At 61.7% G+C, this 20,405-nt stretch carries 21 protein-coding genes and 1 pseudogene; 8 read left to right on the top strand and 14 right to left on the bottom strand.

Features of this window, described 5'->3' with window-relative positions; translation table 11 throughout:
- Positions 1-22 precede the first annotated feature (22 nt).
- From AC4PS6_RS03395 to AC4PS6_RS03380, 4 genes are read left to right on the top strand one after another with little or no spacing between them, the layout of a single operon-like run.
- Positions 23-388: a cupin domain-containing protein gene (locus tag AC4PS6_RS03395; protein ID WP_019821177.1), complete on the top strand. Its 366-nt coding sequence runs from the start codon at positions 23-25 to the stop codon at positions 386-388.
- A gap of 13 nt (positions 389-401) precedes the next feature.
- Positions 402-1,223, top strand: a complete 822-nt coding sequence (locus tag AC4PS6_RS03390) for a molybdenum cofactor biosynthesis F family protein (protein WP_096144681.1) — start codon at positions 402-404, stop codon at positions 1,221-1,223.
- Entirely contained in the window at positions 1,216-2,019 is an 804-nt protein-coding gene (locus AC4PS6_RS03385) for an SDR family NAD(P)-dependent oxidoreductase (protein WP_336827438.1), read from the top strand. Before AC4PS6_RS03390 ends, AC4PS6_RS03385 begins: the two co-directional genes overlap by 8 nt.
- Positions 2,009-2,764: an SDR family oxidoreductase gene (locus AC4PS6_RS03380; RefSeq protein ID WP_103451910.1), complete on the top strand. Its 756-nt coding sequence runs from the start codon at positions 2,009-2,011 to the stop codon at positions 2,762-2,764. Before AC4PS6_RS03385 ends, AC4PS6_RS03380 begins: the two co-directional genes overlap by 11 nt.
- A 131-nt stretch (positions 2,765-2,895) precedes the next feature.
- Here AC4PS6_RS03380 and feaR read toward each other — a convergent pair whose 3' ends face one another.
- The 3 genes from feaR to AC4PS6_RS03365 form a co-directional block, all read right to left on the bottom strand.
- Positions 2,896-3,837, bottom strand: coding sequence for a transcriptional regulator FeaR (gene feaR / locus AC4PS6_RS03375; protein WP_014719084.1), 942 nt, complete (start codon positions 3,835-3,837; stop codon positions 2,896-2,898).
- A gap of 113 nt (positions 3,838-3,950) precedes the next feature.
- Complete coding sequence (locus AC4PS6_RS03370; protein ID WP_336827437.1) at positions 3,951-4,517, bottom strand: DUF3156 family protein; 567 nt, start codon at positions 4,515-4,517, stop codon at positions 3,951-3,953.
- On the bottom strand, positions 4,480-5,979 hold the full coding sequence (locus AC4PS6_RS03365; protein WP_060767783.1) for an APC family permease: 1,500 nt from the start codon (positions 5,977-5,979) through the stop codon (positions 4,480-4,482). The genes AC4PS6_RS03370 and AC4PS6_RS03365 overlap by 38 nt, the downstream gene beginning before the upstream one ends.
- A gap of 216 nt (positions 5,980-6,195) precedes the next feature.
- Here AC4PS6_RS03365 and AC4PS6_RS03360 point away from each other — a divergent pair, with 216 nt between their 5' ends.
- Entirely contained in the window at positions 6,196-7,518 is a 1,323-nt protein-coding gene (locus tag AC4PS6_RS03360) for an alginate export family protein (RefSeq protein ID WP_336827436.1), read from the top strand.
- Positions 7,519-7,550: 32 nt separating this feature from the next.
- Here the strand turns inward: AC4PS6_RS03360 and AC4PS6_RS03355 are convergent.
- Positions 7,551-8,024, bottom strand: a pseudogene (locus AC4PS6_RS03355) (flavin reductase family protein); the annotation flags it as partial.
- Positions 8,025-8,080: 56 nt separating this feature from the next.
- Entirely contained in the window at positions 8,081-9,250 is a 1,170-nt protein-coding gene (locus AC4PS6_RS03350; protein WP_032901980.1) for a p-hydroxyphenylacetate 3-hydroxylase oxygenase component, read from the bottom strand.
- A 236-nt stretch (positions 9,251-9,486) separates the two neighbouring features.
- On the opposite strand from AC4PS6_RS03350, the gene AC4PS6_RS03345 reads away from it, so the two are divergent.
- Positions 9,487-10,974: an aldehyde dehydrogenase family protein gene (locus AC4PS6_RS03345; protein WP_032901982.1), complete on the top strand. Its 1,488-nt coding sequence runs from the start codon at positions 9,487-9,489 to the stop codon at positions 10,972-10,974.
- Between the two features lie 23 nt (positions 10,975-10,997).
- Here the strand turns inward: AC4PS6_RS03345 and AC4PS6_RS03340 are convergent, their stop codons facing one another.
- The 5 genes from AC4PS6_RS03340 to AC4PS6_RS03320 form a co-directional block, all read right to left on the bottom strand.
- On the bottom strand, positions 10,998-11,597 hold the full coding sequence (locus tag AC4PS6_RS03340; protein WP_003192417.1) for a hypothetical protein: 600 nt from the start codon (positions 11,595-11,597) through the stop codon (positions 10,998-11,000).
- Between the two features lie 41 nt (positions 11,598-11,638).
- The gene (locus AC4PS6_RS03335) at positions 11,639-12,145 is read right to left on the bottom strand and encodes a hypothetical protein (protein ID WP_336827435.1); all 507 of its coding nucleotides are present in this window, start codon (positions 12,143-12,145) and stop codon (positions 11,639-11,641) included.
- The gene (locus tag AC4PS6_RS03330) at positions 12,142-12,660 is read right to left on the bottom strand and encodes a hypothetical protein (protein ID WP_003192421.1); all 519 of its coding nucleotides are present in this window, start codon (positions 12,658-12,660) and stop codon (positions 12,142-12,144) included. Before AC4PS6_RS03330 ends, AC4PS6_RS03335 begins: the two co-directional genes overlap by 4 nt.
- A complete protein-coding gene (locus AC4PS6_RS03325) occupies positions 12,657-13,319 on the bottom strand; it encodes a hypothetical protein (protein ID WP_336827434.1) in 663 nt (220 codons plus the stop codon). The genes AC4PS6_RS03330 and AC4PS6_RS03325 overlap by 4 nt, the downstream gene beginning before the upstream one ends.
- 172 nt (positions 13,320-13,491) lie before the next feature.
- Positions 13,492-13,887 carry a RidA family protein gene (locus AC4PS6_RS03320; protein WP_003192423.1) on the bottom strand — a complete coding sequence of 132 codons (396 nt, stop codon included), beginning with the start codon at positions 13,885-13,887 and terminating at the stop codon, positions 13,492-13,494.
- Positions 13,888-14,244: 357 nt separating this feature from the next.
- Here AC4PS6_RS03320 and AC4PS6_RS03315 point away from each other — a divergent pair, with 357 nt between their 5' ends.
- Entirely contained in the window at positions 14,245-14,718 is a 474-nt protein-coding gene (locus AC4PS6_RS03315) for an Sbal_3080 family lipoprotein (RefSeq protein ID WP_032901991.1), read from the top strand.
- Positions 14,719-14,880: 162 nt separating this feature from the next.
- Here AC4PS6_RS03315 and AC4PS6_RS03310 read toward each other — a convergent pair whose 3' ends face one another.
- The 4 genes from AC4PS6_RS03310 to AC4PS6_RS03295 form a co-directional block, all read right to left on the bottom strand.
- Positions 14,881-15,813 carry a pyridoxamine 5'-phosphate oxidase family protein gene (locus AC4PS6_RS03310; RefSeq protein ID WP_168224092.1) on the bottom strand — a complete coding sequence of 311 codons (933 nt, stop codon included), beginning with the start codon at positions 15,811-15,813 and terminating at the stop codon, positions 14,881-14,883.
- Between the two features lie 80 nt (positions 15,814-15,893).
- Entirely contained in the window at positions 15,894-16,778 is an 885-nt protein-coding gene (locus tag AC4PS6_RS03305) for a LysR family transcriptional regulator (RefSeq protein ID WP_130174863.1), read from the bottom strand.
- On the bottom strand, positions 16,778-17,698 hold the full coding sequence (locus tag AC4PS6_RS03300; protein WP_336827433.1) for a LysR family transcriptional regulator: 921 nt from the start codon (positions 17,696-17,698) through the stop codon (positions 16,778-16,780). The genes AC4PS6_RS03305 and AC4PS6_RS03300 overlap by 1 nt, the downstream gene beginning before the upstream one ends.
- A 169-nt stretch (positions 17,699-17,867) precedes the next feature.
- Positions 17,868-18,500, bottom strand: coding sequence for a glutathione S-transferase family protein (locus tag AC4PS6_RS03295; RefSeq protein ID WP_336827432.1), 633 nt, complete (start codon positions 18,498-18,500; stop codon positions 17,868-17,870).
- A 214-nt stretch (positions 18,501-18,714) separates the two neighbouring features.
- Between AC4PS6_RS03295 and AC4PS6_RS03290 the strand changes: the two genes are divergently transcribed.
- The gene (locus AC4PS6_RS03290; RefSeq protein ID WP_336827431.1) at positions 18,715-19,791 is read left to right on the top strand and encodes an aldo/keto reductase; all 1,077 of its coding nucleotides are present in this window, start codon (positions 18,715-18,717) and stop codon (positions 19,789-19,791) included.
- The last annotated feature ends 614 nt before the right edge of the window (positions 19,792-20,405 follow it).

Genomic DNA, 20,405 nt, shown 5'->3' with positions numbered 1-20,405 from the left:
CTCACTCACAGGAACCACTGCCATGCCTCTTACCGCCCTGAAACACAACGTCCAGCTGTCGGAACTCGACGCCTGGGGCACCGTGGCCGACCTCGGCTCGCAAATCCTCGAAGGCGACGTCCGCGCCTTCGGCAAGATGACCTTTGGCGCGCCCACCGATGCGGTCAGCAGTGCGTACTTCGGCACGACCCAGGGCAAGTTCCGCATGGTCTACCCCTTCGCCGAGCAAGCCACAGTAGTGACCGGCGAAGTGGTGCTGACCGACGAGTCCACCGGCCAATCCACCCGCTACAAGGCCGGTGACAGCTGGTTCGTGACCAAGGGCACGCCGGTGCTGTGGGAAGTGGTCAGCGAGAGTTTCGTCAAACACTACTTCGCCGTCGTGTAAGGGAGGCGTTGCCATGTCGAATTCATCTGACTGGATCACCGTGGGCGCCCTGGCTGAGGGGTTTGCACCCGAGGCGTTCATCCTGCCGAACCTGGCCGACCTGGCCGGCCAGACCTTCACCCTGCACTTTGCCAATGGCTGGCAGATCGAACACCGCTTCGAACAGGAACGCCTGGCCTGGCACGCCGCCGATGGCCACTCCAGCGGCAGCGCCGCCTACCGCGCCAGCTCGATTCGCCCGGGCCTGTACCTGGTGGACTTTATCAAGCACGAGGCCGGGCAAAGCTGGTCGATCAGCCTGGTGCTGGACACACCAAATGCCTCCTTTACCGCGGTGATTGGCCGTATGCCGGAACCAGCAGAGACCCACGAAGGCCTCTACCACCGTGCCCTGGCCGGCAAACCGCTGACCTCGGTACAGGTCGACTTCCTCCACGGCAGCCTCGACCGGCCGTGGCAGGATGGCCACTGCCTGCACGCCCCCACCGACGAGTTGGTCGGCCTGCGCAACCACTATCGCTACAGCCCCAGCGAGGTCTACGAACACATCTACCTCAACCCGCAATTCTACGCCTGGCAATGCCTTGAGGGCGTGGAGAAAGGCCTGTGCGACACCGACCGCTGCCATTACTACAAGATCGCCGAACAGCTGTACCTGTTCGTCTGGCAGGAGAAGATCGTACCGACCCTCGGCCTGGTGCTGATCGACCTGCAACAGCACCGCAGCGACGGCAAGATCTTCGGCTATGCCGGGGCGTCCTTCGACGCGCTGTCGAACTTCCCGATCAGTTCCTATTGCCAGGTGCTCAACCGCACGGAGTATCCCCGTGACTGAGCCGCGCACGGTGGTGATCACCGGGGCCGGCACCGGCATCGGCGCTGCCTGCGCACGCTTGTACGCACAGGAAGGCGCACGGCTGGTGCTGATCGGTCGGCGTCGTGAGCCCCTGGAACAGGTGGCGCAGGACACCGGCGGGCTGATCCTGGTGGGCGATGCCGCCTGCCCGGACACCTGGGACGGCTTTATCCAGCAAATCCGCAGCCACTGCGGGCGCCTCGATGTGCTGCTGGCCTGTGCCGGTGGCCACGGGCTAGGCAGCGCGACCCAGACCAGCCCGGCCACCTGGGAAGGCGCGCTGCGCAGCAACCTCGACAGTGCGTTCTACAGCGCCCGCGCCTGCCTGCCGCTGTTGCAGGAAAGCGCCGGGAACATGGTGCTGATTGGTTCCATCGCCTCATTGGCGGCAGGCCCCGAGGTGTGTGGCTACACCACCGCCAAGCATGCGCTGCTCGGGCTCAACCGCTCGCTGGCCCGTGATTATGGCCCCCATGGCGTGCGCGTGAACGCGGTGTGCCCAGGCTGGGTGCACACGCCGATGGCCGACGCGGAGATGCGGCCGTTGATGGAGGCGTACGGCGAGACCTTGCAGCAGGCCTATGCACGGGTGTGTGCCGATGTCCCGCTGCGGCGCGCCGCCCGTGCCGACGAGATCGCCAAGGTGTGCCGCTTCCTGACCAGCGACGACGCCTCGATCATTACCGGCGCCACGTTGGTGGCGGACGGTGGGGCCAGCATCGTCGACGTGCCGACGCTGGCGTTTACGCGCCTGGAGCCTGCCCATGACGAATGACCTGGATTTCAGCGGCCAGGTCGTGCTGGTCACCGGCGGCGCCCAGGGCATTGGCCTGGGCATCGTCCAGGCCTTTGCCCAACGCGGTGCGCGGGTGGTGATTGCTGACCGTCTGCTTGAACAGGCTGAAGCCGTGGCTGCCCGGTTGTGCGCACGGGGGCATCAAGTTGAAGCCGTTGGCGTTGACCTGGCGGATGCCAAAGCGGTGTTTGCTTGCGTCCAAGGCTTGGCGCAACTGGATGTACTGGTGCACAACGCCGGGTACTTTCCGCTGACCGCCTTTGCCGACATCACCCCAACGATCCTGGAGCGCACCCTGGCGGTGAACCTGTCGGCGCTGTTCTGGCTGACCCAGGCGGCGTTGCCGAGGTTTCGCGAGCAAGGCCGGGGCTGCGTGCTGGTGACGTCTTCGGTCACCGGCAACCGGGTGGGTTACCCGGGGCTGAGCCACTATGCGGCGTCCAAGGCCGGGGTGAATGGGTTTATCCGCAATGCCGCGCTGGAGCTGGCGCCGTTGAATGTGCGGGTCAACGGCGTGGAGCCCGGCATGATCGCCACTCCGGCGATGGATAACCTGGGCGATGCGGCCGTGAATGACAGCATCGCCCGCCGTGTGCCGCTGGGGCGCCTGGGCGCGGCAGCGGATATTGCCGGGGCGATGGTGTTTCTGGCCTCTAACCTGGCGGGCTATATCACCGGGCAGACGTTGGTGGTGGACGGTGGCGCGACGCTGCCCGAAATCTGAAACCCGATCATTCCCACGCTCTGCGTGGGAATGCATCCTGTGACGCTTCGCGTCACGACTTCTGGAGCGGGACGCGGAGCGTCCGGGGCGGCGTTCCCACGCAGAGCGTGGGAACGATCACGAGGAGCTGTTTATGCCCCCACCGCCTGCAACCGGCTGGAACGAAACTCCTTGGGCGACACCTCGAACTGCTTCTTGAACGACCGACTGAAATGCGCCGAGTCGGTAAAGCCCCATTTGTACGCAATCGAGGTGATCGACTCACTGCGCAGGAACGGGTTGGTCAAGTCATCCGCACTGCGCTTGAGCCGTGCGCGCTGGATATAGCGGCAGACGCTGTCGTCCTGTTCTTCAAACAGACGGTACAGATGCCGCACCGAAATATTCAGGCGGTTGGCCAGGCCGATCGGGCTCAGGCCTGGCTGGCTCAGGGACTCATCGATGACCTTTTGTACATAGCTGCGCAGGTTATTGCCGTGCAACGCAGCAACGCCCTCGCGACACTCATCGCCCTGCTCCAACGCCGACCCCAACAGCGAGACGAAGGCCGCTTGCAGCGCTTCCACTTGCGTGGCGTCTTCGTCGGTGTCGTCCTTGCACAGTTGGTCCATCAGCACATGCAGCATGCGCCCGCAGGCTTTGGTCGAGGAGATCTTGCCGAAGGCCCGTGCCTGGCCACCCAGGTGCTTGCACACCGCACTGCGCGACAGGGACAACGAGGCGTGTTCGATCAGGCCGAAGGGGGTGATTTCGATGGAGCCCACCGAGTCCATCAACAGCATTTCTCCGGGGGCCAGTTGTACGGTCTGGTCGTTTTGGGTGATCTGGGAGTAGCCGCTGCGCTGGCTGACCAGGAAACATTCCTGGTCGTTGTCATGGTCGGCTTGGTGCGTCGGGCGTTTGATCAGCCCGGCGTTGGTGCGCAGGATGGCCAAGCCACGCGACAGGTTGTGGATCTCGCCAATAAACAGCGACCGGTTGAAAGCCAGCTGAGTATCGAAGTGGCCGCACGCGGCGCGCAGTTCGCGGTTCCAGCTGTCGAGCCCGTCGGGTGCATGCTGTGGGATGCTCATGGGGTGTCTCCGCAGTGGCGTTATTCTTGTTGTTCTGCGCAATAGTTAACATGTTATCTATATGCACGCAACAACAACCTGTTTGCCCTTTGCAGAAGCACTAATGGTGCCAATCAGAGATTCGACAGTACCCTGTGCAGGCCGACCAATGTGGCGAGCAGATGCTCGCGTTGTGCACGGCTTAGCGCAATGTAGCGCCGAAACGCCGGCATGCGGTTGACCACCTCGCTGCCGCCCATATGCTCCAGGCGAAAGCACCATTGCTGGTCGTGCAGCTCGATGCGCAGGCGCTTGAAATCCAGCGGCATTAACGCTTGGAACAACGTGCTGTCAGCCAGCAGACGCGCCTGCAACTCACGGCCCAGTGCCTGATTGCCAGAGCGGCGCCGCACATGAATGCCGCTGCGACGGATCGCGCCGCCATGGTGCACTTCGAAGCTGCCAGCGCCACCCGCTGCAGCAGGAGCGCGCAGGACATATTCGGTCAGCACCAGGTGCATCAACAACTGCGACTCGGTGCGCTCGACAATTTCGAAGGCCACACCGTCCACTTCAAGGGTTGCCAGGCCCAGATCACGCCGCAGGTGGGCCAGGGTCACCCCCGGCCGATACCCACTGGGTGCGCGGTCAGCACGAAACAGCTCAAACAGTTTTTGCCGCAAGGTCGCTATAACTTGCATGGGCGTGCCCCGGTTCGTGATTGAATTCCTTGGCCAACACCTCCTCTACGCAGGCGGGCTTGAAGGGGTTGACCTTCTGCACCACCAGGGTCCAGAACAGCGCGTAGGTGGCCGTCACGCCGAGCATCACGCCAAACGGCACGTAGATGTCCGCCGGGTTCATGCCGGGCGGGGTGATAAACCACATGCCCAACAGAATGCCGATGCTGGAGACGATCTGCGGCAGCGGGAACCACGGCGAGCGATAGGCGCGGGGCAAGTCCGGACGCCGAATGCGCAGGATCACCACCGACAGCGTCACCAACAGGTAAGCGAAACTCCAGGCACACACCGCCGCCAGCACCAGGTGCATGATGTTGTCGGTGTTGCCGCCCAGGTACAGCGCGTGCAGGCACGGGATCAACATGGCCACCAGGATGCACAACAGCGGCGTCTTGAAGCGCGGATGCAGGTAGGTGAACACCTTGGGCAGGGCGCCATCCACTGCCATGCCGTAGAGAATGCGCGGCACGCCGGCCATCAGGGTATTGATGGTCGCAGCGCCAGCGAACAGAAAACCGATGCCCAGCCACAACGGGCCTATCTGCCCCATCACCTGTTCGGCGAACCGGGGAATGGCCATGGGTGTGTCCAACAGGTGAACGCCGGACGCCACATCGAGCACCACGTTCTCCACCTGGCGTTTCATCGCCGCGCCATAGATGAACATGCAGGTGGCCACGCCCATCAGCCCGAGCATCATCGCCCGTGGCATCACCTTGGCCGATTGGCGCAGGTCCGGCGCCAGTGGGGTGACGAACTCGCAGCCCACGAACATGAACATCGCCATGCCCACCAGCGACAGCACGGTAACCAGGTCGGTGCCCACCAACGACTCGCCGAACCAGCCCTCCAACTGCACCGCCGGCGCGGCGATCAGGCCCAGTACGCCGAACACCATCAGGGTGGTCCACATGCCGAAGGTCAGGATGATCTCGGCGCGGCCAAATGCGCTGACGCCAAAAGCATTCAGCACGCCGAACACCAGTACGAAACCGACGCCCAGCAACCACGAGCCGCCGGCCGACTCTGCCAGGGTATTGAGGTGTTCGAAGTTCACCAGGGCCATGACCCCGGCGAGGATAGTTTCGGCGGTGCCGGCGAACACATGCACGATCAGGTAGGCCGACAAGGTCCCGGTGATCGCAAAGAACCTACCCATGCCACAGTTGATGTAGTCGTACACCGAACCGGTGGTAGGCAGTATCGACGCGGCCTCGGCGAAGGTGGTGGCCTGGGCCAGCATCATCACCACGGCGAGCAGCATCGCCAGGGCAAAGGCGCTGCCGCCGATGCCGAAACCCATGGTGGCGGTGAGGATCACCGGGCTGGCCATGATCAGGCCGATGGTGCTGGCCAACGCAGTGGGAAAACCTACCGTGCCCCGGTTGAGGTGTGCGGTGAGTCGGTCGTTGATCGACATGGAGGGGTCCTCGAAGCGGTTTTTTTAATGTGTCGGCACTCTGCGCCCCACTCCCGTTGATCGTCTTGCCCCTGTCTGCCGCCGGTTTTGTTGCTGCCTGCCAGGGCGTGTGGCCTGGCGGCCAGAGTCAATTGCCTGGCACGCAGGGAAAAGACTTGGCCTCATACCGCTCGCCCTAATGCGTCCTCACTCTTAACCAAGATGGGGTCAATAACAATGGAGCACACACTGAAAAACCGCCGCCTGCGCCAGACGGTCGGCCTGGGCGTGGCACTGCTGGTGGGCCAGGCGCAGGCCATCGAGTTGTATGCCGACGCCGACACTCAGGTCACCGGCAACTTCCTCGCCGTGTACGGTATGTTCAATAGCCCGAAGAACTACGATGGGCGCAGCGGCGGCTCCACCTGGCGTGAGGCGTTCATCAAGTACGGCCTGAGCGTCGAACAGCGCCTGGGCAACCTGGGCGGTGTGTATGGCACGGCCAACCTGGTGAGTTCCGGTACCTGGGGCGATGGCGACGCATCCGGGTTGACCAACGGCACCGAGCGCACCACCAAGTTTGACGAAGCCTTCGCCGGCTGGCGGTCCGGGGAGCTGTTCCCGGTGTTGGGCAAGGACGGTGTGGACCTGTCGTTTGGCCGCCAGATCATCATGTTGGGCGACGGTTTTATCCTTAACGACGACGGCCCCAACCTGGGCAACGGTGTGGGCGACGGCGAGTTCAATCGCGGCGGCGCCTACTACATCGCCGCACGCCATGCCTTCGATAAGACGGCGGTGATTCGCCTGGGTGGCAAGGACGGCGTGCATGGCAGCCTGATGTGGATCAAATCCGACAACCGCGCCCAGGCCCTCACCGAAATGGCCGCCGGCACCCTGGAATACAGTGCCGCGCCGGGCACCCTGGGGTTGACCTATATTCACGGCATCGATGTGGATGAGCGCTTCGCCACCGACCTGCAGCGCCAGCGCAAAGGCATGAACCTCTACAGCCTGCGCGGCACCGGCAATGCCGGTATCGACAACGCGCACTTCGCCTTCGAACTGGCGCGCCAAAGCCGTCGCGACGGCCAGGAAAATGCCGGCTACGCCGAAGCCGGTTACACCTTCACCAACCTGCCGTGGTCACCGGACCTGACCTACCGCTACGCCCGTTATTCGAAGAACTGGGACGGCATGTTCTCAGGCTTCAACCGTGGCTACGGCACCTGGGTGCAGGGCGAAGTAGCGGGCAACTATTCCGGCCCCTTCAACAGCAACACCGCCGTGCAGCACGTGGCGCTCAAGGTCAAGCCACTGGAGAACGTCACGCTTGGGGCGCTGTTCTTCGACTACAACACCGTCAGCACCCGCGGCCAATTGAACCTGGATGGCCGCGAACTGGACCTGTATGCCGAATGGGCCGTCAACGAGCACCTGATCATCACGCCGCTGCTCGGCCTGTACAAACCGAATAAATCAGCCGAAAACGGCGGCAATCAGATCGGCGGCAACGGCACCAATGTCTACAGCCAACTGGTGGTCGCCGTGCCGTTCTAAACCGCCTCGGGCGCGCACGGAGGCAGCGCCCGGACCTCGGCATAGGCGCCCTGATGATAGAGCAGCGGCGCACGGCCAAAATCATCAAAGGCCACCACCTTGCCGATCATGATCCAATGGTCGCCGCCGTCCACCTGCTGGTATTTCTCACAGTGAAAACGCGCCGAGCAATCGGCGAATACCGGCGAGCCTCCCTCCCCCGGCTCGTATTCGATCAGGGCGAAGCGGTCTTCACGGGGGCGCGCGAAATTGTTGGATAGATGCACCTGGTCCGCCGCCAACACATTCACGGCAAAGTGGCTGGCCTCCTCGAACACGGCATGGCTGTTGGAGCGCTTGTCGATGCTCCACAGCACCAGCGGCGGGTCGAGGGATACCGAGTTGAAACTGTTGGCCGTCACGCCCACCTTGCGCCCGGAGACGGTGGCGGCGGTGACCACGGTCACGCCAGTGGCAAAATTGCCCAAGGCGCGACGAAAGGCCCGTGGGTCGAATACGTCAGACATGCAAGACTCCCGGGTGGCCTCTATGGGCCGCCCTGATTGTTGTAGGGAAAACGCAGCTACACCATGCTCGGGTCGGGTTCCAGGCCCATCAGCTCACGGCCAAGGATCTGCGCGCACACGTCATAGTCGGTGTAGGCATGCGCGCCGGTCATGTGGGCATCGCGGAACAGGCGCTGCATTTCGTTGTGTTCGAACCAGGCATTGCCACCGGCGGCGGCGAACAGCCGGTCTACCGCTTCGATGCACATCTTGGTGGCGTAGGCCTGGTTGGTGCGCCAGAACGCCAGGGTTTCTCGCGCTGGGTAGCGGTGGGCGGCGCTGTGTTCGGCGTGGTCTTGCCAGGTTTTCTCCAAAAACGCCCGAGCGGCGGCCACCTGGTGGGTGGACTCGGCCAGGCGCATCAGCGCCGGGGTCGCTGCGCCGACGGCGGCACCGGTATAGGCGCGCACACGGTTTTTGGTTTTTTCGCGGAACACCTCCAGCATGCGCTCGGCCACGCCGAGGCTGACGGTGGAAAAACCACTGGCGAAATACGGCCGGTACGGCGCGTAGAAAATCTGGCTGTCTGGGTAGAGACCAAAGCCTGCGGACTTGCCTTCCATCATGTCCTTGGCCTTCTGGATCCGGTGCTCAGGCACCCAGGCGTTGTCGATGATCAGGGTCTTGGTGCCACTGCCTTTCATGCCGGCCGCGAACCAGTCATCGCGAATCTGATAGTCACTGCGCGGCAGCACGGCAAAGCAGTAATCCTGGGTACCTTCGGCATTCTGGCGACGGCAGCCGACAATCGCCCACTCGCCATGGTCACAGCCGCTGCTCCAGCCCATCTCGCCACTGAAGTACACGCCACCCTCGCCCTCGGTCACCCGGCCGAACGGCGCAATACTGCTGCTGGCCGTGGCATCCGGGTTGGCGCCCCAGATCTCCTCCTGCAACTGCGCCGAGAACAGCGCCAGTTGATGGCTGTGGGTACACAACAAACTCATGGCCCAGGCGGTGCTGGCGCAACTGCCGGCGAGCAAGGCGATGCAGTCGGCGAATTCGGGCAGCGACAGTTCCAGGCCACCGAATGCCTTGGGCTGGAAGGCGCGGTGCAGGCCGATGCTTTTGAGCAGCGCGATATTCTCATCCGGCACCTGGCGCAGCTGTTCGGCACGGCTGGCGTTCGCGGCAATGGCAGGCAGAAGAGGCTTGAGGTCTTCAAGGAGCGGGTTTGGCTTTTTCATGGACGGCCCTGCTTATTATTGGAAGTCCGGCAGGCGCTCCGAATCGTGGAACGGCGCGGGATGCAGGGCCAGTATCGAACGGCTTGCGCCGGCACAACATGCACGTTCGGCAGGCAAGGTTGTACTTTTCACAGGCACGGCAGGCACAGGCATAAAACCTGGCAGGCACAGTCAAGCCGCGTACCTGCGCGCTGGTTAACCTCGGGGTTTCTTTAGTGAACTGCCAGGAACCTGCCATGAGCGATATCCCGCTGCTGCCTCACGTCGAAGCCTTTTTGCGTCGCCGTCATGGGCTGTTTATCGACGGCGCCAGTGTGCGCAGCCACGCCGATGCACGCCTGAGCGTGACCAACCCCGCCACCGGCCAGGTGATCGCCGACGTGGCCGACGCAGACCTGGCGGATATCGACGCCGCGGTCGCTTGCGCCAACCGTGGTTTCCAGCTGTGGTCCCAGACCGCTCCCGCCATCCGTGGCAACGTGCTGCTGAAACTGGCCGACCTGCTGGAACACCATCGCGAAGAACTGGCGCAGATCGAAACCTGCCAGTCGGGAAAAATCATCCAGATTTCCCGCGCCTTTGAGGTCGACCAGGCCGCGCACTTCCTGCGCTACTACGCAGGCTGGGCCACCAAGCTCAGCGGCCAGACCCTCACGCCGTCGCTGCCTTCGTTCAATGGCGAGCGCTACACCGCCTTCACCTTGCGCGAACCGGTGGGCGTGGTGGTGGGCATTGTGCCGTGGAATTTCTCGACCATGATCGCCATCTGGAAGCTCGCCTCGGCACTGGTGACCGGTTGCAGCATCATCATCAAGCCCAGCGAATTCACACCGCTGACCCTGCTGCGCATCGCCGAACTGGCCATCGACGCCGGATTGCCGGCGGGGGTGCTCAACGTGCTGACCGGCGGCGGCCAAGTCGGCAAGGGGCTGGTGGAACACCCCGGCACGCACAAGGTGTCCTTCACCGGCTCAGTGCCCACCGGTATTGCAGTAGGCCGCAGTGCCATGGGCGCCGGGCTGACCCGCGCGACCCTGGAACTGGGTGGCAAGAACGCCGCCGGCTTCCTGCGCGACATGGATGTAGACAAAGCGGTGGATGGCATTATCGAAGCGGGTTTCCTGCACTCGGGGCAAATCTGCGCAGCGGCCGAGCGCTTCTTCGTGCACCGCTCACAGATCGATGCCGTGCTGGAAAAACTCAAGGCACGTCTCAGCCGCCTGACCATCGGCTCACCCCTGGATGACCACACCGACTTCGGCCCCGTGACCCACCAGCAACACCAACACAAACTGCTCGGCTACTTCAACCAGGCCCGCGCCGAAAACAACACGATCATCCACGGCGGCCACCTCATCGACCGCCCCGGCTGCTACGTTGAACCCACCGTGATCCTCGCCAACCACCTGCACGACACCCTGCTCAACGAGGAGACCTTCGGCCCCATCGCCACCTTCCTGCCCTACGACGATGAAGACGAACTACTGACCATGATGAACCACGGGCCCTACGGGTTGAGCGCCAGCCTGTGGACCAATGACCTGGGCAAGGCCCTGCGCATGATCCCGGCCGTCAAGGCCGGCACCCTGTGGGTGAACATGCACACCTTGCTCGACCCGGCAGTGCCGTTTGGTGGCAGCCGGTCTTCGGGATTAGGGCGGGAGTTTGGCAGTGCGTTCATTGAGGACTACACCGAGCTTAAGTCGGTGATGGTTCGGTATTAAGGGCTGAGTGCCGACGACCGGAATCAGGGCGCAGGTTTGGCGGGTGGGCCACGAAACAGGTTCCTGGAAATGATGTCGGCCTTCAGCATCTTGAGTTGCAGATGACGATTCACTGCGCCAACCCCTTCCATATAACGGGTGACATGGCGCTTCCACGTATCGACCAACACGAAGGGCGCCAAGCCAATTGCAACAAACGGAAAAATAACCAAACCGAAAAGAATTTTCATAAGTTCCAAGCACCCTTGCAACAAATTCACAGGGCCCAAGGATTTTTCATAATGCAATTTCTTGGTCAACACGTCGGAAATCAGGTTCGTGCCGATGGCGGCGGTTACAAACGGGAAAACAAAGAGGAACAGGTTGGAGCGGTGTTTCACCTGGTCAAACAGAGCACCGCTGATTTTGCCTTTTTCGTGCAGTGACTGCGCCAGCCCATTGAATGCGTCGATGGAGACCACGGCACACGCGGCAATCGAAATCAGCGCAACGCCGGTCGCCACGACAACCTGCGGCGTGGTGTCTTTGTCCAGAATGAAGCCAATCACCGCCATCACCAACACAAAGGCCATCACCAAAAAGCCCAGTTGCACATCCAAGCCAAACAACAATTCGTAATTCATCCATGAACCTCTCTATCAACACTAATTAAAATAACCAGCTGTCACTGATAAGGAATCAAGTGATCGTGCTCCAGATCCCGCATCAACTCGCTCAACATCTCGCTTTCGCTGCGGGGCTCGGTCATGGGGATGTACCAGGTCGTAGCTGTCCAACCACCACGCTTGTAAGCATAGGTTTTGAGCAGTTGCCCGTCCTTGAACAGCGAGCCGTGCAACTGGCGCTCGTAGGTGTAGGGCACTGGCACGGTCAACAGCGTCAACGCGCCAAGTATCGCCGGGAGCGCACCGGCCCCTTTACCGCCGCGTTGATCGACCAACAAGCTGTAGCCCGTCTTGCTGAAACCGCCATCCATAAAACTGAAGGCACCTGTGTCACGCAACAACTGGATAACTTCGCGTTGCGTCTGCTGTTCCAACCTCGACACGGGCGACGGCATCGTGACACTCATCGGCACGTAGGCACGCTCTGCCTTGTAATCCAACGGTTTGAGGGCGGTACCGCAACCACCGAGCAACAGCACGGCGGCCAGTAACGTAGTCCTGATCATTGTGCGTGCTCTTCGGGCAGCAGCCCGTCGCGCTGTACATCTTCGGCAAAAGCCCGTGCAACACGGTGACCGCTCTGTAGCTCCATCCCGCCAGGGCCATCCAGCAGCCAGGAATATTTGTGGGTGACGTTGCGGTAGCTGTACTGCTTGAGCTGCTTCCCATTGTGCTGCAGGGAGAACTCGGTGGTGGTGTCAATGCTCACGGACAGGGGCAGCAGAAACAGAGTTGCCGCGCTCAGCAGTACCACCGGGAAAGGCGGCATATCACGCTGAACGTTGTAGCGCACCCACACCGAGTAATCGTCCGCGTTGCCCCGGCCGCTTTCGACACTGCGAAACACCCCAGTCTCACGCAATTGGTTACGAATTTGTGCTGCATTAAGCGGGTCATCGATCATGACGTGGATCGGCTTGAGATATTCCTTGCCATCCGGCAATGCACGCTCAGGAAGCGTATGGGTGGTTGCACACCCGGTCAGCAGCGCCAGGGCGCTGAACGTAATAAAACGGTTCATGGGCGTGTCTCGTGAAGGATGTTCTGGCCCGCCCCGGATGGCAGCGGCGCGATGATATAAGGGGCGGCGCTGCGATAATCCAGCGGCAACAACTCCAGAGCCGGCAGGCCCGCAACAGAGTGCCGCGCTAGCGGCTCATCGCGTGCTTGCTGGTCGCGCCAGCGGAAGGCACACAGCGAAGCGCCAAGGCATAACGAGCGAAATTCACCGAGGTAATAGGCGTTGCCGGCCTTCAGGCGCAGTGGCAGGTTGAATTTCTCTCGCGCCTGCACCGAGGTGTAGGTCGTCCCCAGAGGGGGTGAATAACTGCTGGAGAAAAACTGAAAATCATAGAACTCATAATCCCCAGGCTTGAGCGCCAACACGAATACACTGGCGGCACCGGCCGCATCCTTCACATCCTGAGGTGTTTGCCGACCGACGCCCACCCAGATCGCTGCGGCGCCAAACTCGGAACCGCGTTTGCGAAACAGTAAACGCTGATTAGGCGCAGGAGATGCGCTAAGGCTCTGCGGGCCGATTGATCCGACTACATAAGCGACCGGGTCCTGGGGGCCAGGTTGCAACGGCTGGCTAACCAGCGACGCAGACTGAGTACCGCAACCTGCCAGGGCTGCCGTAATCAAGAACAAGGCCAAAGGCCGAGAGAAGTGAGACATATCGAACCCTGAACGCAGGCATAAAAATAAACGGCAGGCGTCAGGAAAAATATGGGATGAGCCTTCCTGGCGCTGCGCCTCGCGTCACTGCGAGGGGGGCGAATGGTACGGGGGGAATCGCGGTTTGACTACAGATGATCAGCAGCATTTGTCAGCGCTCGGTGAAAGCCACTCATATCACCGCCTCCGCCTCAATCTCAATCAACCACTGCGGCAACGACAACCCGCTGACGATAATCCACGAAGACGGTGGCGGGTTGTGCGGGAAGCGCTCAAGTAGCGCATGGGCGATCGACGCTTGCTGCTCACGGGCAGACTCGACGATATACAGCCGCAGCATGATCACATGAGACAGGTCGCCACCGACCTCGGCCAGCACCTTTTCGATATTGTCCAACGCTGCGGCGGTCTGTTCGGCGATGCCGGGGCCGACCGTGTGCTCTTGAGCATCTACCCCCACCTGCCCCGACAGCATGATTCGCCGGCCCTCTGGCACTTCCATGGCCTGGCTGAAACCGTACTGCAGGGAGTTGAATACCGTCGTGGGATTAATAACCTTTCGTTGCATGACCAATCCTTGTTGTCAGTAGGAAAACAAGGCTAACCCAAAGGAATCGCTAAGGATGATGGTTCAACATCCAGCAACATGTTCGTGGGTGAAGCGCTGAACCTTGAGTGCCCGGCGGCCTGATGAAAACGCGCAAACCCGCCAGGCAATGACATTCCCCTGTGGGAGCCGTCGAGCTTTAGCGAGGCCGCGATAGCGGTGGGTCAGGCAATGAGTATGTTGACAGTGCCGCCGCCATCGCAGCCTCGCTAAAGCTCGACAGCTCCCACATTGGATCGGCTGTGTCTCAGTAGATAGTGATCCATGCTGGAACTTCACTGCTATCATCCAGCCACTACTTATGACATGGAGGTCGCTATGCACCAGGTAACAACCCTCGCTTGCTTACTGGTATGCGGCGCCCTCACCGGCTGCAGTATCACGCAAACCGTCACCCCCGTTCCCTCCTCAACTGTTCACTCGCCCGAAATCTGCATGATTCCCGCCGCAGGCTTGCGTGAAGGCTTCAATACGACTTACACCGCTCAATTACGCAGTAAGGGCTTTCAACCCCGCGAGTTGCCGCCAGGCGCCCCGCCCGCCAGTTGCGCGCTGTCGACCACTTATATCGGTACATGGAGCTGGGACATGGCGCTGTACATGAGCTTCGCCGATATTCAGGTGTTCGAGAACGGTCGAAGGGTCGGACAGGCGTTGTATGACTCAACTTCGGGTGGCGCCCGAATGGGCAAGTTCATCGACGCGCAAAGCAAAATCATCGAGATGACCAGTCAGCTGTTTCCCAATGCTGATTACGGCATGACTCGACGTCAGGCTGACCTTCTTCCCTAGAGCGAGCTCATCCACCTGCCTGCGCCACACTTCATACCACCTTCTGTAGGAGCGAGCTTGCTCGCGAAAAACCCACAGGCGCCGCACTTACTCAGGAAGCACGCGTTATCGTTGACGTTTTTCGCGAGCAAGCTCGCTCCTACATGGCATTATCGTGCCAGGCTACCAGGTGCCCATCGCCAGGCTGTGCGGTGAAAATTCAGCGAATTGCCAACGCAAGGCCAACGCTGCCGGGCGGCGGACCACATGTTCCACCGTCACCGTCCACAAGCGCTGCGCGCCTTCGAACTCAGCTACTTGCGGCCCGCTCAGGATCAACGAAGTACGCCCGGCCACTTGCAGCACGTCACCCGTCTCAAAATCAACAAACAACAACCCCGCCACCGGGTTGGCGTGCAGGTTGCCGAGGGTGTTGAAGAACAGGTTGCCGGCAAAATCCGGGATGGTCAGTACGTTACCTTCCACGCGCACAAATCCCGTATTGCCGCCTCGGTGGGAGACGTCCACCGAGCGTTCGCCGTGCAGGTCGACGTAGCTGGCGACGAAGAAGGTGTCGGCGTGGCGGATCAGTGCTTGTGCGGCGTCGTCCAGGCGGCAGCTGCGCTCGGCCAGGTTGCCGGGTTTGCGCGCAATGCCGGCGACGGGGCGCAGTTGGATGTACTTGGGGCAGTTGCCGAAGGTGTGTACCACCTCGACCGTGAAGCCCTCCTGCTCAAGTGTTCCAATGCGGCCATTCATGCGATTGCGGCGGCGGGTGTTGAGGTCGATGCCCAGCAGGCCAATGGCCGAGCCATCCGTTATTCCAGCCCAGGCGGGATCAGTTCTGGAAGGCAGGCTGTCGATCTGCAGCGTGTGCGGATCTGGTGAGTGCGCGAAGCCTGGTGCGCCCTCCAGCATCGTCGCCCAGGGGATGCCTTGTTCGTCCACCACGCCCGCGATCAAGTACGGCAGCAGCGGATAGAAATCGCGGTGCTGCTCAGGCAGATGATCACGAATGACCTTGGGCCCGATCATGGCCATGCGTTCAGAGACGCCGGCACTTTCCTGCATGTGTCGTTCGCCGACATGCCAAGGGGTTGGTTCAATCGAGTGCATGGCGCTCACCTCCGGTTAGATACTGAAGATGCTGCACCCACACCGCGATGGAGAGAATGCCCACCCTGGGCAATCCACTATTACGCCAACTGAAACGCCGGATGCTCGCGCAACGCGGTGACGCAGTAGTCGACAAAGCTGCGCACGCGCATCGACGCATGACGACCTTCGCGGTAAACCACATACACCGGCTGCGGCGGCAACTCGAAGGTAGGCAATAGGCGCTGCAACTGGCCGCTCGCCAGGTGTTCGTGCAGGGGGTAACTCAAGGCTCGAATCACGCCCGCCCCCTGCACCGCCGCATTGATCGCACCTTGGACAGTGGCGCAACGCAGCCGGGCGCGAGCCTTGAGGGTGTAATGCGGGAAATCCCAGTGCACCGGGTCGGTGCTGGTAATCAGATGATGCTGCTTGAGGTCGGCCGGATGTCGGGGTTCGCCCCGGGTCGCCAAGTAAGCGGGGCTGGCGCAAAGGACAGTGCCCACCTGCCCGACCTGCCGCGCAATCAGCGACGAACTGGGCAATTCGCCGACCAGTACCGCCACATCCAGCCCTTCTACGTGCAGGTTAGGGAAATAATCGTGATAGTGCGCGATGACACGCACCGCCGGGTAGCGATCCGCATAGCCGGCCAACAACGGCGCCATGACATAGCGGCTGAACAGCAACGGCAGGAATATCCGCAGGTCGCCCTGGGCCTGCACATGCAAACCGTTGGCCGAAGCCTCGGCCGCGTCCACCGCTGCCAGCAGACGCACACAGTCGGCAAGGTAAGCCTGGCCTGCATCGGTCAGGCTGACCCCACGGGTGCTGCGTTGCAGCAACACCACGCGCAGGCGTGCCTCAAGGCGCGCAACCGCTCGTACCAGCGTCGGGCCGGAGACCTGCGCATGGCGCGCCGCCGACGCCAGGCTGGGTTGCCCGGCCAGCGCGGCAAACAGCTGCATATCGCGAAAACGCTCCATCAGGCGCGCTGCTTGGTCGCCGCGTTCAGGGCCGGGTCCTGCCCGAGGCGATGGCTGAGGAAATCCACAAACGTATTGACCTTGGCCGGTATGCGGCCGTTTTGCTGGAACACCACGTGGATCGGCAGCGGCGCCGGTTCGAAATCCTCCAGCACCAGCTCCAACTCACCCGCCGCCACCGCTGCCGCGACTTGGTAAGACAGCACCCGCGTCATGCCCCAGCCCAGGCGGGCCAGGTTGATCGCGGCATTGTTGGCGGTGACCACCAGGCGTGGCTCGATCGGTACCTTCAGCGGCTGGCCGGCGTCGATGAATGTCCACTCACTGACCAGTTGGCTGGACGATGAGGTGACGAGCTTGGCCTCACGCAACTGCTCGGGGCGCTGGGGCCGCCCGTGTTGGTCAAGATAAGCCGGCGATGCGCACACCACCCGGCGTACTTCGCCGACCTTGATCGTTTGCTGCAAGGATGGCTGCAGGTGGCCGATACGCACCGCCACGTCAACACCTTCGTCGGTCATATTGACCACCCTATCGACCAGCAAGGCGTTGATACTCACCAAGGGAAAACGGTCCAGATAATCCCCCAGTACCGGCGCCACATACAACTCGCCAAACAGTACCGGTGCGGTCACCGTCAACTGGCCGCCCGGGATGGAGTAACTGCCCGCCGCCGCTTCCTCGGCTTCGTCCAGCTCGGCAAGGATGCGTCGGCAATCGTCCAGGTAACGCTGGCCGGCTTGGGTCAAGTGCAGGCTGCGGGTGGTGCGCGCCAGCAACTGCGTGCCGATGCGTTGTTCCATGGCGGCAATGGCGCGGCTCACGCTGGGCGGCGACGTGTTCAGGCGCCGGGCGGCAGCCGCGAAGCCCTCCTCTTCGGCTACCGCCAGAAAAACCTGCATCTCATGAAATCGATCCATCTTTACGCCTTCTGATTATGTGCCCCTGTGGCGAGGGAGCTTGCTCCCGCTGGGGCGCGCAGCGGCCCTGAAAGCTGCCAGCGCGGTTTGGCTGAATAAATACGGCAGCCTTGTTGGGGCTGCTGCGCAGCCCAGCGGGAGCAAGCTCCCTCGCCACAGGTGTTGGGCTTCAACTCGATTGCAAACCGACAGCCGTGCGCGGCATGCCGACAAAACCCGGCAGTGCTTCGATGCTGGCGAGCCAGGCGCGTACCTCAGGGTAGTCGGCCAGGGACACATTGCCTTCCGGCGCATGGGCCACATAGGTGTAGAAGGCGATATCGGCAATGCTGGGCTGTTCACTGGCGAGGAAACGGCTCTGGCTCAGTTGCTGCTCCATCACGCTAAGCAAGGCATGGGCACGGTTGATTGCGCCGACAGTGTCCACCTCGGCGCCAAACACCGTGGCCAAGCGCGCCGTGGCAGGCCCGGCATGGAGTGGGCCGGCGGCGGCCGAGAGCCAACGCTGCACCTTGGCTTGCCCGACAAGGTCGCTCGGCAGCCATTGGCCGCTGCCATAGGTGCTGGCCAGGTAAATCAGGATCGCATTGGAGTCGGCCAGTACCGTGCCGCCGTCATCAATCACCGGCACCTGGCCAAAGCTGTTCAGGGTGGTGAGGAACTCAGGCGTTTTATGCGCGCCTTGCTTGAGGTCCACCAGGATAAATTCACTCGCCAGCCCCAGCAGGGACAACATCAGCTCGACCCGGTGGGAGTGGCCGGACAGGGGAAAACCATAGAGTTTGATCGCAGGCTGGGTCATGACAGGCTCCAAATGAGTGGGTATCGACGCCAGGGATGTTCTACCGCTGCCCTGTCTGGCGGAATGACCAGGATTCACAATCCAGCATTTCATCCAGCGAAACAATCTTCATTGACGTCATGCCAAGACGGGCGCGAGGATTTCACGAAAAAATTCAAACTATCGCCGCCCCCATCGTTCACACCTTCACGTGCAACGTTAAGTAGGAGGCAACATGCAGTATCGACAAATGGGTCATTCCGGCCTGCTGGTATCGGAAATCATCCTTGGCACCGTCCCTTTTGGCGGTCGCGCAGAATTTGAAAAATGCGGTGCGGTGGATGTGCCCCTGGCCAAGCGCATGTTCGATATGGCGTTCGACGCCGGGGTGAATATGGTCGACACCGCTGATCTCTATTCCCACGGCTTGGCCGAAGAAGTGGTGGGCAAGGCGCTGGGCGACAAGCGTCACGACATTCTGCTAGCCACCAAGGGCCGCAGCCCGGTGGACGACAACCCCAACAACTCCGGCTCATCGCGCTACCACTTGATCCGCGCGTGCGAAGCCAGCCTCAAGCGCCTGGGTACCGACCACATCGACTTGTACCAACTGCACAACTGGGACGGCATGACGCCAATCGAAGAGACCCTGGAAGCCCTGCGCCTGTTGGTGGGTTCGGGCAAGATCCGCTATTTCGGCACCAGCAACTTCACCGCCTGGCAGATGATGAAAACCCTGGGCAAGGCTGAACTGCACGGCATGCTCAAGCCGATTAGCCAGCAGATCTACTACACTCCGGAATCCCGCGAGGCCGAGTACGAGTTGCTGCCGTTGGCCCTGGACCAGCAGGTCGGCACTTTGGTGTGGGGCCCGATGGGCGAAGGCTTGCTGACCGGCACAACCCGCCGCGGGCACAAGCCACCGGCCAATACCCGCCAGGGCAGCGGTTGGCCGGAACCCTACGTCCACGACCAGGAACGTGCGCTGGACATTATCGAGACCCTCGCCGCCGTCGGCGATGAACACGGCGTCTCGGTCGCCCGTACCTGCCTGGCCTGGCTCAAGGATCGCCCGGGGATCACCTCGCTGATTGTCGGCGCCCGTACGGAAGCACACCTGCGCGATAACCTGGCGGCCACCGAACTGAAACTCACCGACGAGCAGTCGGCGCGCATCGAAGCCGTCACTCGCCGTCAGCCGTTGTACCCCTACTGGCACCGCTTCACCGCCGGGATTGATCGTTTTGATCCAGCGGAGCAACCCTTCCTGGCCGAGCATCAAAAAACCCTGGATGCGCGCCAGGACAAATAAAACAGCACCCGCTCCAATGCCGATGAATTAAGCGAACGCAATGCACGAAGATTCAACGTGGGAGCTGGCTTGCCTGCGAAAGCGGTGGTGCAGTCACAGATGCAGCGACTGACCCACCGCTTTCGCAGGCAAGCCAGCTCCCACAGTTGGAACACGGGTCGTCAGGTAGATATGCGCAGGCTTTCAGGGCGTCACGGGAGCAAGCTCCCTCGCCACAGGTTCGGCATCGCCATCTACACAACTTTTTTGGGCTGTAGCAGCAGACGGTAACCACGATGCGAAGCGAGCCGCTCTTGATCTGCTTTTGATCTTGATCTCAAGCGCCCCGTTAAACCACGCTGGCCGAGCCTAAGCGAGGTGCCGAGTGGTAAGGCAAGAGCCCTTTGGTTACTTTGGGGCTTTTCCAAAGTGACCCGCTGTCAGAGCGGAAACCCTAAGTGGCCGTTACCGCAGCAATGGATATGTACACAATCCAGCTGTGTTGACTGTCAGGCCCTCTTCGCAGGCGCTCGCTACATTACCCGCCAAGGGTGAAGCCTGGCTTTAAGACGATTGCGAAACGGCAACGAGCCGCGAGCATCGCAAGTGATTAGACTGGCGTGCTGACCACGCCA

Source organism: Pseudomonas sp. DW-iso17, assembly GCF_058725345.1.
Note: the sequence above shows the minus strand (reverse complement) of the source record. Positions and strands in the feature narration are given on the sequence as shown.

What these genes read in the sequence shown, in the direction of transcription:
- AC4PS6_RS03395 (WP_019821177.1), top strand. Translation starts at nt 23, where the DNA reads ATGCCTCTTACCGCCCTGAAACACAACGTCCAGCTGTCGGAACTCGAC.
- AC4PS6_RS03390 (WP_096144681.1), top strand. Translation starts at nt 402, where the DNA reads ATGTCGAATTCATCTGACTGGATCACCGTGGGCGCCCTGGCTGAGGGG.
- AC4PS6_RS03380 (WP_103451910.1), top strand. Translation starts at nt 2,009, where the DNA reads ATGACGAATGACCTGGATTTCAGCGGCCAGGTCGTGCTGGTCACCGGC.
- feaR (WP_014719084.1), bottom strand. Translation starts at nt 3,837, where the DNA reads ATGAGCATCCCACAGCATGCACCCGACGGGCTCGACAGCTGGAACCGC.
- AC4PS6_RS03370 (WP_336827437.1), bottom strand. Translation starts at nt 4,517, where the DNA reads ATGCAAGTTATAGCGACCTTGCGGCAAAAACTGTTTGAGCTGTTTCGT.
- AC4PS6_RS03365 (WP_060767783.1), bottom strand. Translation starts at nt 5,979, where the DNA reads ATGTCGATCAACGACCGACTCACCGCACACCTCAACCGGGGCACGGTA.
- AC4PS6_RS03360 (WP_336827436.1), top strand. Translation starts at nt 6,196, where the DNA reads ATGGAGCACACACTGAAAAACCGCCGCCTGCGCCAGACGGTCGGCCTG.
- AC4PS6_RS03350 (WP_032901980.1), bottom strand. Translation starts at nt 9,250, where the DNA reads ATGAAAAAGCCAAACCCGCTCCTTGAAGACCTCAAGCCTCTTCTGCCT.
- AC4PS6_RS03345 (WP_032901982.1), top strand. Translation starts at nt 9,487, where the DNA reads ATGAGCGATATCCCGCTGCTGCCTCACGTCGAAGCCTTTTTGCGTCGC.
- AC4PS6_RS03340 (WP_003192417.1), bottom strand. Translation starts at nt 11,597, where the DNA reads ATGAATTACGAATTGTTGTTTGGCTTGGATGTGCAACTGGGCTTTTTG.
- AC4PS6_RS03335 (WP_336827435.1), bottom strand. Translation starts at nt 12,145, where the DNA reads ATGATCAGGACTACGTTACTGGCCGCCGTGCTGTTGCTCGGTGGTTGC.
- AC4PS6_RS03330 (WP_003192421.1), bottom strand. Translation starts at nt 12,660, where the DNA reads ATGAACCGTTTTATTACGTTCAGCGCCCTGGCGCTGCTGACCGGGTGT.
- AC4PS6_RS03325 (WP_336827434.1), bottom strand. Translation starts at nt 13,319, where the DNA reads ATGTCTCACTTCTCTCGGCCTTTGGCCTTGTTCTTGATTACGGCAGCC.
- AC4PS6_RS03320 (WP_003192423.1), bottom strand. Translation starts at nt 13,887, where the DNA reads ATGCAACGAAAGGTTATTAATCCCACGACGGTATTCAACTCCCTGCAG.
- AC4PS6_RS03315 (WP_032901991.1), top strand. Translation starts at nt 14,245, where the DNA reads ATGCACCAGGTAACAACCCTCGCTTGCTTACTGGTATGCGGCGCCCTC.
- AC4PS6_RS03310 (WP_168224092.1), bottom strand. Translation starts at nt 15,813, where the DNA reads ATGCACTCGATTGAACCAACCCCTTGGCATGTCGGCGAACGACACATG.
- AC4PS6_RS03305 (WP_130174863.1), bottom strand. Translation starts at nt 16,778, where the DNA reads ATGGAGCGTTTTCGCGATATGCAGCTGTTTGCCGCGCTGGCCGGGCAA.
- AC4PS6_RS03300 (WP_336827433.1), bottom strand. Translation starts at nt 17,698, where the DNA reads ATGGATCGATTTCATGAGATGCAGGTTTTTCTGGCGGTAGCCGAAGAG.
- AC4PS6_RS03295 (WP_336827432.1), bottom strand. Translation starts at nt 18,500, where the DNA reads ATGACCCAGCCTGCGATCAAACTCTATGGTTTTCCCCTGTCCGGCCAC.
- AC4PS6_RS03290 (WP_336827431.1), top strand. Translation starts at nt 18,715, where the DNA reads ATGCAGTATCGACAAATGGGTCATTCCGGCCTGCTGGTATCGGAAATC.